The sequence below is a fragment of the Amycolatopsis mongoliensis genome (assembly GCF_030285665.1).
GTDB classification, from domain to species: Bacteria; Actinomycetota; Actinomycetes; order Mycobacteriales; family Pseudonocardiaceae; genus Amycolatopsis; species Amycolatopsis mongoliensis.
In genome coordinates, this window is record NZ_CP127295.1 from 2,943,156 (window position 1) to 2,957,828 (window position 14,673).

The 14,673-nt window shown below is 69.3% G+C and carries 12 protein-coding genes; 2 read left to right on the top strand and 10 right to left on the bottom strand.

Annotated elements, in window-relative coordinates; genetic code table 11:
- Positions 1 to 30 precede the first annotated feature (30 nt).
- The 3 genes from QRX60_RS14385 to QRX60_RS14395 form a co-directional block, all read right to left on the bottom strand.
- The gene (locus QRX60_RS14385) at positions 31 to 519 is read right to left on the bottom strand and encodes a DUF6319 family protein (protein ID WP_286001278.1); all 489 of its coding nucleotides are present in this window, start codon (positions 517 to 519) and stop codon (positions 31 to 33) included.
- Positions 520 to 665: 146 nt separating this feature from the next.
- Complete coding sequence (acs, locus tag QRX60_RS14390; protein ID WP_286001279.1) at positions 666 to 2,648, bottom strand: acetate--CoA ligase; 1,983 nt, start codon at positions 2,646 to 2,648, stop codon at positions 666 to 668.
- A 100-nt stretch (positions 2,649 to 2,748) separates the two neighbouring features.
- Positions 2,749 to 3,351 (bottom strand): GNAT family N-acetyltransferase, encoded by a 603-nt coding sequence (locus QRX60_RS14395; protein WP_286001280.1) that lies wholly within the window; start codon positions 3,349 to 3,351, stop codon positions 2,749 to 2,751.
- Between the two features lie 112 nt (positions 3,352 to 3,463).
- Between QRX60_RS14395 and QRX60_RS14400 the strand changes: the two genes are divergently transcribed.
- Both QRX60_RS14400 and QRX60_RS14405 read left to right on the top strand, forming a co-directional pair.
- Positions 3,464 to 3,961 carry a phosphoribosyltransferase gene (locus QRX60_RS14400; RefSeq protein ID WP_285477178.1) on the top strand — a complete coding sequence of 166 codons (498 nt, stop codon included), beginning with the start codon at positions 3,464 to 3,466 and terminating at the stop codon, positions 3,959 to 3,961.
- Positions 3,954 to 4,676, top strand: a complete 723-nt coding sequence (locus QRX60_RS14405; RefSeq protein ID WP_286001281.1) for a Fic family protein — start codon at positions 3,954 to 3,956, stop codon at positions 4,674 to 4,676. Before QRX60_RS14400 ends, QRX60_RS14405 begins: the two co-directional genes overlap by 8 nt.
- 11 nt (positions 4,677 to 4,687) lie before the next feature.
- On the opposite strand, the gene nicT is transcribed toward QRX60_RS14405, so the two are convergent.
- The 7 genes from nicT to QRX60_RS14440 form a co-directional block, all read right to left on the bottom strand.
- Positions 4,688 to 5,779: a Nickel transporter NicT gene (nicT, locus tag QRX60_RS14410; protein ID WP_286001282.1), complete on the bottom strand. Its 1,092-nt coding sequence runs from the start codon at positions 5,777 to 5,779 to the stop codon at positions 4,688 to 4,690.
- A 61-nt stretch (positions 5,780 to 5,840) separates the two neighbouring features.
- The gene (locus tag QRX60_RS14415; RefSeq protein WP_286001283.1) at positions 5,841 to 6,770 is read right to left on the bottom strand and encodes an N-acetylmuramic acid 6-phosphate etherase; all 930 of its coding nucleotides are present in this window, start codon (positions 6,768 to 6,770) and stop codon (positions 5,841 to 5,843) included.
- 20 nt (positions 6,771 to 6,790) lie between these two features.
- A complete protein-coding gene (locus QRX60_RS14420) occupies positions 6,791 to 7,765 on the bottom strand; it encodes a MurR/RpiR family transcriptional regulator (RefSeq protein WP_456298886.1) in 975 nt (324 codons plus the stop codon).
- A gap of 238 nt (positions 7,766 to 8,003) precedes the next feature.
- Complete coding sequence (locus tag QRX60_RS14425; protein ID WP_286003592.1) at positions 8,004 to 9,725, bottom strand: serine hydrolase; 1,722 nt, start codon at positions 9,723 to 9,725, stop codon at positions 8,004 to 8,006.
- Between the two features lie 46 nt (positions 9,726 to 9,771).
- Positions 9,772 to 11,043, bottom strand: a complete 1,272-nt coding sequence (locus QRX60_RS14430) for an exo-beta-N-acetylmuramidase NamZ family protein (RefSeq protein ID WP_286001284.1) — start codon at positions 11,041 to 11,043, stop codon at positions 9,772 to 9,774.
- Positions 11,040 to 12,797 carry a glycoside hydrolase family 3 protein gene (locus tag QRX60_RS14435; RefSeq protein ID WP_286003593.1) on the bottom strand — a complete coding sequence of 586 codons (1,758 nt, stop codon included), beginning with the start codon at positions 12,795 to 12,797 and terminating at the stop codon, positions 11,040 to 11,042. The genes QRX60_RS14430 and QRX60_RS14435 overlap by 4 nt, the downstream gene beginning before the upstream one ends.
- A 702-nt stretch (positions 12,798 to 13,499) precedes the next feature.
- Complete coding sequence (locus QRX60_RS14440; protein ID WP_286001285.1) at positions 13,500 to 14,330, bottom strand: HAD family hydrolase; 831 nt, start codon at positions 14,328 to 14,330, stop codon at positions 13,500 to 13,502.
- Between the last annotated feature and the right edge of the window lie 343 nt (positions 14,331 to 14,673).

Below are 14,673 nucleotides of genomic sequence, written 5' to 3' on the forward strand. Positions count from 1 at the left end.
CCCGGAAACAGGCTCAGCCTGGAGTGGTGCTCAGGCGTCCAGCTCGGCGAGGGCCTGCTTGGCCTTCTCGAGCTCGGCCTCCAGCGCGGCGACCTTCGCGGCCTGCGCTTCGCGGGCCTGGTTGATCACCTCGTCGATCGGGCCGGACAGGTCGGAGTGCAGCTCCTTCGCCGCGCGCGACACCGCGGCGGCGGGGATCTCCAGGCCCTTCGCGACCCACTTGGAGCCGTTCTTCAGCTCGGCCTGCCACTCGCCGTCGGCCGTGCCGGTGACGGTGAGGATCAGCTCGACCGTGCGGGTCTTCTTCGCCGTCGACGCCGTCGCCGCACCCTTCGGGCGGCCGCGCTTCGGCTTGGGGGCCTCCTCGGCGACCGGCTCAGCCGGGCTTTCCGAAGCGGCCGGGGACGCGGACTCGGTGACGGTCGTCGCCTCGGCGGCGGGAACGTCGGTGGCCGGCGCCTCGGTGCTCGCCGGGGCCTCGGCCGTTTCCTCGTCGTGCGTCAGGACATCCACGGTCATCGTCGTGTCGTCTCCTTGCCCGGGAAGGGGGTGTGGTTCGCGGCACAGCGTAGAACATGCGTTCGAGCCGCGCCACTCGGGGTGTCATGACAGAGCCCTCCCGGACCGAAAGCTTCCGGAAGGGCCCTGACGCAGGAGACGCTAGCTCACTCCTCGGACTTGCCCGACTTCAGGCCCGACGAGATCAGGTCCATCACCGACGAGTCGGCCAGCGTGGTGACGTCGCCGACCTGCCGGTTCTCCGCGACGTCGCGCAGCAGGCGGCGCATGATCTTGCCCGAGCGCGTCTTCGGCAGCTCCGGCACGACCATGATCTGGCGCGGCTTCGCGATCGGCCCGATCTCCTTCGCGACGTGGTTGCGCAGCGCCTGGATGGCCTCCTCGCCGCCGTCGACCGCGTTGCCGCGCAGGATGACGAACGCGACGATGCCCTGCCCGGTCGTCGGGTCGGTCGCGCCGACGACCGCGGCCTCGGCCACCGTCGGGTGCGAGACCAGCGCCGACTCGACCTCGGTCGTCGAGATGCGGTGGCCGGACACGTTCATCACGTCGTCGACGCGGCCCAGCAGCCAGACGTCGCCGTCGTTGTCGTACTTCGCGCCGTCGCCGGCGAAGTAGAAGCCCTGGTCCTTGAAGCGCGACCAATAGGTGTCCTTGAAACGCTCTTCGTCGCCCCAGACGCCTCGCAGCATCGACGGCCACGGCTTGTCGAGCACCAGGTACCCGCCACCGCCGGGCCCGACCTCGACGCCTTGGTCGTCGACGACCTTCGCGGAGATCCCCGGCAGTGCCTTCTGCGCGGAGCCCGGCTTGGTCGAGGTGACGCCCGGCAGCGGCGAGATCATGATCGCGCCGGTCTCGGTCTGCCACCACGTGTCGACGATCGGGGTCTTGCCCGCGCCGATGTTCTCGCGGTACCAGATCCACGCCTCGGGGTTGATCGGCTCGCCGACCGAGCCCAGCACCCGCAGCGACGACAGGTCGTACTTCTCCGGGATTTCCGCGCCCCACTTCATGAAGGTGCGGATCAGCGTCGGCGCGGTGTAGTAGAGGGAGACCTTGTACTTCTGGACGATCTCCCAGTGGCGGCCCTCGTGCGGGGTGTTCGGCGTGCCTTCGTAGACGACCTGCGTCACGCGGTTGGCGAGCGGGCCGTAGACGATGTAGCTGTGGCCGGTGATCCAGCCGATGTCGGCGGTGCACCAGTAGACGTCCTCGCCGGCCTTGTGGTCGAAGACGTTGTGGTGCGTGTACGCCGTCTGCGTCAGGTAGCCGCCGGAGGTGTGCAGGATGCCCTTGGGCTTCCCGGTCGTCCCGGACGTGTAGAGGATGAACAGCGGGTGCTCGCTGTCGAACGCCTCGGGAGTGTGCTCTTCGGACTGTCCGTCGACGAGCTCGTGCCACCAGAGGTCGCGCTCGGCGGTCCACGGGACGTCGCCTTCGAGCTTGTCGCCCGTGCGCTTGACGACGATGACCTTCTCGACGGTCCTGGCGCCTTCGAGCGCTTCGTCGACGTTGGCCTTCATCGGCGCGGCCTTGCCACGGCGGAACTGGCCGTCGGAGGTGATCACGACCTTCGCGGCGGCGTCGTCGACGCGGGCCCGCAGTGCCGTCGGCGAGAAGCCGCCGAAGACGACGTTGTGCAGCGCGCCGATCCGCGCGCACGCGAGCATCGCGAAGATGGCCTCGGGGACCATCTGCAGCTGGATCGCGACGACGTCACCGGCGGTGACGCCGAGGGACGCGAGTGCGTTGGCGGCCTTGGAAACCTCGGTCTTCAGCTCGGCGTAGGTGATGTCCCGCGTGTCACCCGGCTCGCCGACCCAGTGGATCGCGACCTGGTCGCCGTGCCCGGACTCGACGTGCCGGTCGACGCAGTTGTACGCGACGTTCAGCTTGCCGCCGACGAACCACTTCGCGAACGGCGCATTGGTCCAGTCCAGTACCGTGGTCCACTTCGTGTCCCACGTCAGCCGCTCCGCCTGCTTCGCCCAGAACGCTTCGCGATCGGCGTCCGCCTCGGCGTAGAGATCGGCCTTCGCGTTGGCCTGGCCAGCGAATTCGTCGCCGGGCGGGAACGTGCGGCTCTCGGTGAGCAGGTTGTCCAGGGCTGGGGACTGCTCGGTCATGGTTGCAAGGCCTCCTGTAGTGCGCCGACATGACGGCTAGCGGCACGCTAGCGACGTTAGTCCGCCTTGTAAAAGGTTGCACCCACGTTGCCCTGTGGTTTCACCGTGGCAGGCGAGCCCCGGTGACTAAGCGTTCGTTCAGCCGCGCCTTCGCCGCGGGCCACTCCGGCGCCAGCATCGAATAGGTGACCGTGTCGCGCGACGACCCGTCCGGCCGGATCCGGTGCGCCCGCAGCACACCTTCGCGAAGCGCGCCAAGCCGTTCGATGGCGCGTTGCGAGCGCAGGTTGCGGATGTCCGTCTCCCAGCAGACCCGTTGCGCGTCAAGGGTTTCGAACGCGTGGGTGAGCAGGAGCAGCTTCGACTCGGTGTTCAGCCCGGTGCGCTGCCAGTCCGCGCCGATCCACGTGTGCCCGATCGAGAGGATCCGGTGCTGCTCGACGACCTGGTAGTACGACGTCGTCCCGGCGACACGCCCGGAAGTGACGTCGATCTGCGCGAACGGCCTGCGGCCGGGGTCGGCGAGCGCCTGCTCGACCATCCGCTCGGCGGCGGGAAGATCCCCCGGCTGCCGGATGCTGAGCCACGCCCAGATGCCCGGGTCGCTGCCGGCCTCGAAGAGCCCTTTGGCGTGCTCGGGCGTCAGCGGCTCCAGGCGGACGTGCTCGCCGGACAGGGTCGGTCGGGTGCTCCAGTCGCTCACGTGATCACCGTAAGCCGGGAAATGGCTTTCCATTATAGCCAATTTCCGAGCATTTCCGCAGGCCACTTCGGCGTTGCCTATGCTCGGCGGACCACGACGAAGGGCGAGATCGATGGCCGAAGAGCGGGAAGAGCTGAGCTGGGAGCTGTTCGGCACCGCGAGCCGTGAACTGGCTCACACCATCGCCGACGACGGCTTCGCGCCGGACCTCATCCTGTCCATCGCGCGCGGCGGGCTGTTCGTCGCCGGCGCGCTCGGCTACGCGCTCGACGTGAAGAACCTGCACGTCATGAACGTCGAGTTCTACACCGGCGTCGACCAGCGCCTCGACCTCCCGGTGATGCTGCCGCCGGTGCCCAACGTCGTCGACCTGACGAGCAAGAAGGTGCTGATCGCCGACGACGTCGCCGACACCGGCGCCACGCTCAAGCTGGTGCGCGACTTCTGCGTCGAGCACGTCGCCGAGGTGCGCTCGGCCGTCGTCTACGAGAAGCCGCACTCGACGGTCAAATGCGAATACGTCTGGCGGCACACCGACCGCTGGATCAACTTCCCGTGGTCGGTGCTGCCGCCCGTGGTCTCCCGCGAAGGCCAGGTGCTCGATGCCTGATCCGCTCAAGCCCCTCCTCGACCTCGAAGGCGTCGCGGCGGCCGCGAAGTCCGCGCAGGACGCCGTGTTCGCGGTGCACCGCCTGCCCGCGAACCTGCGCGGCGGGGCGGCGACCGCGGCCGAAGCGTCGGTGCGGGCCGCCCGCGCGTCCGCCGGGATCGAGGGCGCCAACCCGGAGCTGCCCGCCGACGGCGCGGTCGCGGACCCGATCCTCGCCGGCGCGCTGCGCGTCGCGGAGACGTTGGAAACGCTGCTCCCGACGTGGCGCCGAGCGCCGATGCAGGCGTTGGCCCGCATGCACGTATTGGCGGCGGCGGACCTGGTGGAAGACCCGGATGCGTTGGGGCGCCCGCATTCCGGCGGCGGCCGCCTCGAACTGCTCGCCCAGCTCGTGACGGGCGCGTCGTCCGTTCCGGGACCCGTCCTGACGGCGGTCGTGCACGGAGAACTGTTGGCGCTCAAGCCTTTCGGCAGCGCGGACGGCGTCGTCGCCCGGGCCGCAGCGAGGTTGACGATGGTCGCCACGGGCCTGGACCCGAAAGCCTTGAGCATTCCCGAAGTCGCGTTCTTCCGCCGGGTGCCTCGTTATCTCGAAGCGGCTGAAGGATTCGCGAGCGGGACGCCCGAAGGCGTACGTGCGTGGCTGCTCTTCTGTTGCGAGGCGTTCGAAGCGGGTGCGCGCGAAGCGAAGAGTATTTCCGACGCGGCTTCTTGACCGAGCAGGGGCTAACCGGACAGCTTCGCCGACCACTTCTCTTCGATCCGCCCGAACCGCCACACCGCGAGCGCGACGACCCACGTCAGCACGAACAGCCCGACGATCCCGAAGCCGACGTAGTCCAGGTTCACCGACGCGATCACCGCCAGCGGACCCGAGGTGATGTCCAGCTTCTCGGTCAGGATCGACACGAGCTCGATCGTGCCGATGACGAACGCGACCGCGACGGACAGCGTCGTCACCGTGATGTTGTAGAAGATCTTGCGCACCGGCTTTGCGAACGCCCAGCCGTAGGCGAAGTTCATGAAGCAGCCGTCCACGGTGTCGAATAGGCTCATCCCGGCGGCGAACAGGATCGGCAGCACGAGGATCGCGTACCAGGGCAGGGCGAACGTGGCGGCGCCCGCGGCGAGCACCAGCAGGCCGATTTCGGTCGCGGTGTCGAAGCCCAGCCCGAACAGCACGCCGACGGGGTAGATGTGCCACGGCTTGCGCACGGCCTTCGTCGTGCCGCGCAGCAGCCGGTTCAGCACGCCGCGGTTGTCGAGCTGACGTTCGAGCGCGGCCTCGTCGAACTCGCCGTGACGCATCCGCCGGAACACCCGCAGGATGCCGACCAGCACGACGAAGTTGAGGATCGCGATCACGTACAGGAACACGCCGGACACCGACGTGCCGATGAGGCCGGTGGCCTCGTGCAACGCCGAGGAGCCGTCCTCGACCTGGCCGGCCAGCGCACGGACGCCGAGGGACAGCAGGAGGCACAGCGCGAAGACGATCGTCGAGTGCCCGAGCGAAAACCAGAACCCGACCGACAGCGGGCGCTGGCCGTCGGCCATCAGCTTGCGGGTGGTGTTGTCGATCGCGGCGATGTGGTCGGCGTCGAACGCGTGCCGCATGCCGAGCGTGAACGCCGTGACGCCCAGCCCGATGCCGAACACGCCCGTCGTGCCCAGGGCGTAGTGGTGAGGAGCGACGAAGGCCGCCAGCACCACCCAGCCCACGACGTTGAGGAGCAGGATGAACCCCGCCATCCCGCCGATGGACACCCACTCGCGGCGCGAAAGGCCGCGCCGCGAGTCCTCTTCCGTGCCCGCCATCGCCACCCGCCTTCTCTCATCTGAGAGATTAGACAGGTGAACAGATGAACGGCAATCAGCTTTAGCTGGCGCGCACGCGCACCAGATCCAACGCCTTCCGCACGTGCCCGCCGGACGCGTGCAGCGCCTTTGCCGCGCTCTTGACGTCCTCCCCGGAGAGCAGGTGCACCAGCGCCACCTTGAGGTCGCCCCCGGCCTCGGTGAGCGCGTCCGAGCAGTCCGCCATCGTCATGCCGGTGGCTTCCTGCAGGATCCGGATAGTCCGGCCGCGCAGCTTCGCGTTGGTGGCCCGCATGCTGACCATCAGGTTGGAGTAGGTCCGGCCCAGCTTGATCATCGTCGCCGTGGAGAACGACGTGAGGATCATCTTCTGCGCCGTGCCCGCCTTCATCCGGGTCGACCCGGCGATCGCCTCCGGGCCGGTGTCGACGGCGATCAGCACGTCGACGCCCGCCGGCTTGGCGGCCTTCGGGTTGCCCGACACCAGTCCGGTGCGGGCGCCCTGGCGCGACGCGGCCAGCAGCGCGCCCAAGACGTACGGCGTCCTGCCCGACGCCGTCAGCCCCAGCACGAAGTCGCCCGGCTGGACCATGGCGGCCATCTCGGCCGCACCGGCCCCGTCGTCGTCCTCCGCGTTTTCGACGGCCTGGCGCAGCGCGCGCTCGCCGCCGGCGTGGTGCGCGATGAACCAGTCCGCCGGCACGTTGAACGTCGGCACCAGTTCGGCCGCGTCCAGCGTGGCCAGGCGCCCGGACGTCCCCGCGCCGACGTAGTGCACCCGGCCACCGGCCCGCAGGGCGTCCACCGCGTAGTCCACCGCGCGTGCCACCTGGGGCAGCACCGCGGCGACGGCGCCGGGGACTGTGCGGTCCTCGGCGTTGATCGCGCCCAGGATCCCCGCCGTGGACATCAGGTCGATGTCCGTGGTGCGGGGATTGCGGGTTTCGGTCGGCGAATCGACGTGCACCGCCTGCGTGGGGACGGTCATCATGCGCCTCACTTTTTCCGTCATTACTTGCCGGTTTCCCGCGGACGACGCCGTCCGTCAGGCCTGACCCCCAAGCGGTGCGAGCCGACCGCGTCCCGGGTGGCGTCCAGAGCGTTGACCGAAGCGTCCATGTGCCGCTGCGCGACGCCGATGAACAGGCAGTCGATCACGGTGAGCTGGGCGATGCGGCTCGCCGTCGCCCCCGAACGGAACGTGGTTTCCCGGGCGGCCGTGGTCAAGACGTAGTCGGCGACCTCGGTGATCGGGGACCGCGGGAAGTTCGTCACGGCGATGGTGATCGCGCCGTGCTCGCGGGCCACCCGCAGCGCCTCGACGGTGTCGGTGGTCGCACCGGTGTGCGAGACGCCGATCGCGACGTCACCGGGGCTCAGCACCGCGGCCGAGGTCAGCATGATGTGCGTGTCCGACCACGAGAAGCACACGCGGCCGATGCGGTGCAGCTTCTGCTGCAGGTCCGCGGCGACGAACGCGCTGGCGCCCACGCCGTAGACGTCCACGCGGCCGGCGTTCGCGACGACCTCGATCACGCGCTCCAGCGTGGCGACGTCGAGCTGGTCGGCCGTCTCTTCGACGGCGCGCGCGTCGGCGAAGCTGACCTTGCCGATCACGGCGGCCAGGTCGTCCTCCGGGCCGATCTCGCCGCCGAGGTTGCGCGTGGTGCGCGCCTCGGTGCGAGCGGTGTCCGCGGCCAGCGCGATGCGCAGCTGCGGGTACCCGCCGACGCCGACCGCCTTGCAGAAGCGCGTCACCGTCGTTTCACTCGTGTTCGCCGCCAAAGCGACTTCGGTGATGCTGCGTCTCGCGACCTGCGCGGGATCTTCCAGCACCACCTTCGCCACGCGCTGCTCGGCGCGGGCCAGACCGGGGAGCAGAGACCGGATCCGCACCAGCGGGCTGGCGTCGGCGTCTCGCACGGTCGTCTGGACCGATACGGGCTCGGACGGTGCCGTGCCGACTACGGATTCGGTATCACTCACCGTCGGAAAGTTACTAACCGTTGGCATCTGCGACAAGGCTACCCACACCCTTCGGTCGGATCGCAACCCGTCCGTGTCTGCGGATCTGGATTTGCGATTAATCACTGACCAGAAAGTCGCCAACCAGGTCGCTCTTGTTAACGAGGTCAAGCTAACGACTTGGCAACTTAGTGTCGCGACGCAAACGGCAAGGGGACGGTTAATTCGGCCGAAAGTTCGACGATGAGCGACAGCACGGTCACCTTGCGCTCAACTGCCAACCCTCTGCGACGAAAGCGGCCGGGTTCCGTTCACCGTCGAGGAGTGATCGGCCGCTCTCGGTGACTTTCACACCGTCGACCGAAACACCGCGGCCCGTGTAGTTCGGGTCGGTGCTGTAACGCCATCGGAGGCTCACCGAAGCGCCCTGGGGCAGCGTGCCGCTCGCCTTCCACCAGGCACGGTGTCCGTGCCCGGAGAGCGACGTCACATCTCCGGAGGGTGCGCCCGGCCCGGAAACCGATAGCGCGATCGGTTGCCAGTTCACCCCGTCGGTGGAGGCCTGCAGCTGTAATGGATCAGTGCTTCCCTCGGTGTCCACGAAGGCGTAGAAGGACGCCCGTGCTTGATCACTTTGTGTAGTAAATGGGCGAGTACTCAGCGTGGCCGCGCTCGCGTTACCCAGCGTGCTCGTCCACGCGTCCTTCCCGACCTCGGGTTTCACGGCCATGGCCCGGGCCAGCGACGTCGCCCACACCTGGCGCGCGGTGTTGATCGAGCCCCAGCTCCGGCTCGGGTGCACGCGGTTGGTCAGCAGGATGGCGAAGGAGCGTGACTCGGGGTCGATGACCAGCGTCGTCCCGGTGAAGCCGGTGTGCCCGGCGGAGACCGGCGAGGCCAGCGCGCCCATGTACCAGGGCTGGTCGAGTTCGAAGCCCAGGCCGTGCGCGTCGTCCGGGAACTGCTGGTTGTAGTTCGTCAGCATCATCTGGCGCACGGTGTCCTCGCCGAGGATCCGGTGCCCGCGGTAGCTGCCGCCGTTGAGCATCGTCTGGGCGAGGACCGCCATGTCGTTCGCGGTGCTGAACACCCCGGCGTGCCCGGCGACGCCGCCGAGCGACCACGCGTTCTCGTCGTGCACGCTGCCGCGCACCATCCCGCGCGGCGGGTTGGCCTCGTACTCGGTCGCGGCGACGCGGTTCAGCTTCGACGCGGGCGGGTTGTACCCGGTGTCGACCATGCCCAGCGGCGCGGTGATCCGGTCGTGGACGACCTTGTCCAGCGACTGCCCGGTCAGCTTCTCGACGATGAAGCCGAGGGTGAGCAGGTTGATGTCGGAGTAGAGGTAGGTCGTGCCCGGCTTGTTCTTCAGCGGGCTGTCGAGCACGGCCTGCCGGCGCGAAGGGATGTCCGGGTAGCCGGCCCACAGCGACGGGATCGGGTCGGCGTCGAACCCGGACACGTGCGTGAGCAGCATCTTGACGGTGATGGCGGCCTTGTCGCCGGTGGCGAACTCCGGGAAGAACCGGCTCACCGGGGTGTCGATGGTGAGCTGGCCGCGTTCGACGAGCTGCAGCACGGCGATCGAGGTGAACAGCTTCGAGATCGACGCCATGTCGAAGATGGTGTCGTTGCGCATCGGGACCTGCTGGCCGGCGGGCAGCTCGGTGCCCGCGGCGTCGGCGTACCGCACCGCGCCGCCGACGGAGTACCGGTCGACGACCACGCCGTCGTGGGCCAGCAGGCCGACCGCGCCGGAGAAGTGCGGGTGCCCGGTGGCGTCCGGCTTCGTCCAGCTCGCGAGGAAGTCCTCGGCGGCCTTGATCGGCGCCGGGTCGAGGTTGACCTCCTGCGGCCGTCCGTCGCGCAGGGTCGTCCACGGCGCGGCGAAGCCCTGTTGCGGCCGGTCGAAGCGGCCCGCGTCGTCGTGGCGTCCGATGGCGCTGGCTCCCGAGGTCAACGTGGTCAGCGCGACCAGCACTCCGGTGGCCGCGGCGATGACCTTCCTAGCACGCACGAGTTCTCCCTCAGCGGTAAAGCAGGTGGCGACGACGTTTCCGGTCGAACTCGGCCAGCTCAGTCCGCCAGGCGCCGGTGACCTCGTCGACGCCCGCGCCGGCGTCGACCATGGCCCGCAGCCGGCTGGACCCGGAGAGCTTGTCGACGTAGTTGTCGGGGCGCCAGGCGAACACGTCCGGGTGCAGCGCCTTCGCCGTGACGAGCATGGCGACCGCGGTCCGGATCGCGTCGAAGGCCCGCGGGTCCTCGACGCTGACCTGCACGCCCCCGCAGGTCTGGTTGACGAACTTGCTGAACGTGGGCACGAAGTAGATCTCGCGGAACCGGGCGCCGGGCAGCGCGAGGTCCTCGAGCTTCTCGCGCCAGCGCCAGTCGAGCCCGGGCGCGCCGATGATCTCGAACGGCCGGGTCGTGCCGCGGCCTTCGGAGAACACCGTGCCTTCGAACATGCCGGTGCCCGGGTAGACGAGCGCCGTGTCCGGCGTCGGCATGTTCGGGCTCGGCAGCACCCAGTTCAGCCCGGTCTGCGCGAAGAGCGTGTCGCGCTGCCAGCCGCGTACCTGGACGACTTCGAGACGCTCCAGCTTCACGCCTTCGCCGGGCAGGAACTCTTCGGCGAAGAAACGCGCCAGCTCGCCGACGGTCATGCCGTGCTGCTGGACGATCGGCTTCTTCCCGATCCCCGAGGAGAACTTCGGGTCGAGCAGCGGGCCGGCCGCCCGGCCGCCGATCGGGTTGGGCCGGTCGAGCACGACGAAGGCGGCTTTGACCTGCGCCGCGGCCACCATCGCCGTGTAGAGCGACCAGATGTAGGTGTAGAAGCGCGCGCCGACGTCGGCGATGTCGAAGACGACCGTGTCGACGCCCGCTTTGGTGAACAGTGATGCCAGCTTCGTCGCGTCGGCGCCGTACGCGTCGTACACGGGCACGCCGGTGCGCGGGTCCGTGTAGTCGCCTTCGGAGCCGCCGGCCTGCGCGCTGCCGCGGAAGCCGTGCTCGGGCCCGAAGGCCGCGACCGGCCGCACGCCGGCCGCGACCATCGAGTCGACGATGTGGTCGCCGTTCAGCAGGACCCCGGTCGGGTTCGACAGGACGCCGAGCTTGCGGCCCGTGAAGGACCGCCAGCCCTGCGCGGCCAGCTGTTCGGCGCCGGTGAGGACGCGACCCGGGTGGGCCTGGGCTTGGGGCTCGGGCTGGGCTCCGGCGACGGCGGAGCCGCCCGCCAGGACCGGGACCGCGAGCGCGCCTGCGCCGAGGAAGTGGCGCCGGTTCAGGTTCACCAGGTCAGCCCGTGGCCGAAGGGGTACTTCACGGTGTGCACGTCGGCCCCCGCCGGGATGTCGACCGGCAGCTTCCCGACCGGCTTCGTCTCGCCGAGGACGACCTTGGCCAGCGCCTCCAGGGTCGGCGTGATGTAGCCGTAGGTGGCGAGCCAGGTCTTGACCGTGGTCGGGTAACCGGCGTCGTACGGGATCTGCGCGGCGACCGCGACGACCGGCTTGCCGGTGGCTTGCAGGGCGTCGAGGAGCTTCGTCTGCAGGGGGAAGCCGCCGATGTTGTTGGTCAGCACGACGACGAGGTCGACGTTCTTGGCGTTCGCGACGGCCTGCGCGATCTGGGCGTCCGTCGGCGCCTGACCGGTCGGGTACGCCGTCGCGGCCGTGCCGTGCGCGGTCAGCTTCTGCGCGAGCGTCGCCGTCGTGGAGACGCCCCAGCCGGTGACGAGCGCCGTGGCGGGCTTCTGCTTCAGCGGCAGGAGGCCGGCGTCGTTCGCGATGGCCGTGATGCCGCGGTCGGCGATGTCCTGCGCCGTCTTGAGGTTCGCCGGCGTGCCGACGGTCTTCATCACCCGGTTCGGGTCGACGAACGGCGAGAAGAGGATGCCGCGCTCGAACTTCAGCTTCAGCACGCGCAGCACGCTCTGGTCGATCCGCTGCATCGGGATGTCGCCGGACTTCACCGCGTTCAGCACCGAGTTGATGGCGACGTCGAGGTGCACCGGCATGAGCAGCTGGTCGACGCCGGCCTTGAGCGCGAGGACCGGGATCTCGGCGTCGCTGTGCATCTGGCGCACGCCCTGCATTTCGAGGGAGTCGGTGATGACGACGCCGTTGTAGCCCAGCTCGTTGCGCAGCTTGCCGGTGACGATCGGCTTCGACAGCGTCGCCGGCTCCAGTGACGGGTCGAGGCTGGGGAACTGGATGTGCGCGGTCATGATCGAGTCGATGCCGGCCTTGATGGCGGCCTTGAACGGCGGCACGTCGGTGGCCCGCCACTGGTCTTCGGTGCTGTCGATCCGCGGCAGCCCGGTGTGGCTGTCGGTCGGCGCGGCGCCGTGGCCGGGGAAGTGCTTCGCGGTGGCGGCGACGGTCTTCGTCGGGAAGTCGGAGTCCTGGTAGCCCTTGACCTCGGCGGTGACGAAGTCGCTGGCCAGGCCGGGCTGCCCGGCGAAGGACCGGACGCCGATGACCGGGTTGACGGGGTTGGAGTTGACGTCCGAATCGGGCGCGAAGTCCTGGTTGATGCCGACGGCGCGCAGCTCGTGGCCGAGGATCGTCGCGGCCTTCGTCGCCCTCGCCGTGTCCCGGCCGGCCGAGATTGCCATCGCGTTGGGGAACTCGGTCGCCGGCGCGCCCATCCGGGTCACCGTGCCGCCCTCCTGGTCGGCGCCGATCTGCAGCGGGATGTGCGCCCCGCTGCCGATGGCGGCCTTCTGGAGGCCGTTGGACAGCTTGGCGACCTGCACGGGGTCGTCGAAGTTGTCGCGCGAGTCGTTGTTGAAGTAGATGACGCCGCCCAGGTGGTACTTCTGGATCACCTGAGCTGGGGTGTCGACCCCGAAGTCCGCCTGGTTCTTCGGGTTCACTTCGTCGGCCGTCTTGCCGTTCACCCAGGTGACGAACAGCTGCCCGACCTTCTGCTCGAGCGTCAGCCCGCGCAGCGTCTGTGCCGCCGCGGCCTCCGCCTGCGCGCCCGCGCTCACCCGCGGTGCACTCGCCGCGGCCGCGACACCCACACCGGTGAGGGCGAGCACCCCCGCGACGGGCAGGGCGAGCGCATGGAACCTCCGATTTCGGGTCGTCACGACCAGCCTCCCAGAAAGTTGCGGGCGCTCGGCGGACGTCAGAAGTCCACTCGGAAGCGCCAGTATCGGGAAGCTACTCACCGAATCCGTTGATGTCCATCGACCGACGGCACCAACGGACCGTTCGTACCCGGATCGGTAAGAAAGTCGCCGTTCGTAAGGAGCGAGGGGGCCGAACGGGTGGTGGGGCAGGGGATGTCCGGCGGGTACTTCACGCCGGCGCTGTCCCCGTCCTTCCGGTTAAACGAGGCGGCGCCCGTGGCCTAGGGCCGACGGGCGCCGCCTGCAAAGCGCGAACTTCTCGGGCGACCAAGCGTGCAACTCTGGTCGTACCTACATGGACTCGGCGTGTGGCGTCCCACTACGCAGTCCCTAGACGACGAGCCTCCCGCGGCGCGCTGCGCGTGGGTACCCGGAGTCCGCGCACGGAGGTTTGCCGGGGTGGAACAGGCTTCTCTTCTACCTGCTCCCTGGCCGACCGAACGTCCGCACCTACTTTCTACGCCGTGAGCCCGGTCACTTCAAGTGCGCGGACGGGTGCACCGGTACAGAGGCTGGATCGGGTGACACGGGCACCCTGCGCGACGGACAATTCGGGGCTGGGCCAAGCAAAGTGGAGACCGTACGGCCGTGTGGGTGGCGGCTCGGCGGCTATCGGGACCGACGGCGACGATTGAGGCCGTACCAGGTCGCTCCGGCAGCCACCGCGCCGACGCCGAGGGCCACCATTCCCGCCGATCGGGTCGGGATCCGGCTGCGCAGGGACATGGGCCGGTCGAAGGCCAGGATCGGCCAGCCGCGGTCGAGGGCCTCGCGCCGCAGGAGCTTGTCCGGGTTGACCGCGTGCGGGTGCCCGACGACCTCGAGCAGCGGGATGTCGGTGCTCGAATCGGTGTAGGCGAAGCACTCGGCGAGGTCGTAGCCGTGGGTCGCGGCGAGCTGCTTCGCGGCGACGGCCTTGTTGGCGCCGTAGCAGTAGAAGTCGACTTCGCCGGAGTAGCGGCCGTCGACGATCTGCATCCGCGTGGCGACGCTCCGGGTCGCGCCGAGCATCTCCGCCACCGGCGCGACGACCTCCTCGCCGGTCGCCGACAGCACGATGACGTCGTGCCCGTCCTCGCGGTGCCGCGCGATCAGCTCCGCCGCCTCCGCGTACACGAGCGGGTCGACGACGTCGTGCAGGGTCTCGCGGACGATCGCCGAAACCTGCGCGACGTCCCAGCCGGCGCACAGCGCGGAAACTTCGGCCCGCAGCCGCTCGGTCTTGTTCTCGTCGGCGCCGGCGAGTGAGAACACCAGCTGCGCGTAGGCACTGCGCAACGCGGCGCGACGGTTGATCAATCCTTCTTTGAGCAATGGTTTGCTGAACGCCAGCGCGCTCGACGAGGCGATGATCGTCTTGTCCAGGTCGAAGAACGCGGCCACCGCGTACTCCGGGCCCGGCTTCCGGATGCGCGACGGCGCGCTGCTCGGTTCGGCCACGTGCCCAGGATAAGAGCTTGATCGCGGCGCGTCCCGTTGGTCCGCCACCCGCGTGCCGCGCCAGACGGAAAATCCATGACAGGAAGGCACTTCCGGGGCGCCGTGCCGTTACCGAACTGTATGCCTCGCCCGGCGCGCGAACCGGCCGTCGGCGGAGTTACAGTGAGGGAGTCCGGTGTCCAACCGGGCCGGTTCAGTCCGACCCCCCGGGGCTGAACCCACGGCGGCCCCCGTCCCTCCCCCTGGCGGGGGCCGCCCTCTTAACCTTCTGCTCACCTTTCGACTCGCGCCCCCCGGTGCGAGTCTTCTTGCCTTCCGCTTACCTTTCTCGATTCCGTTTTCC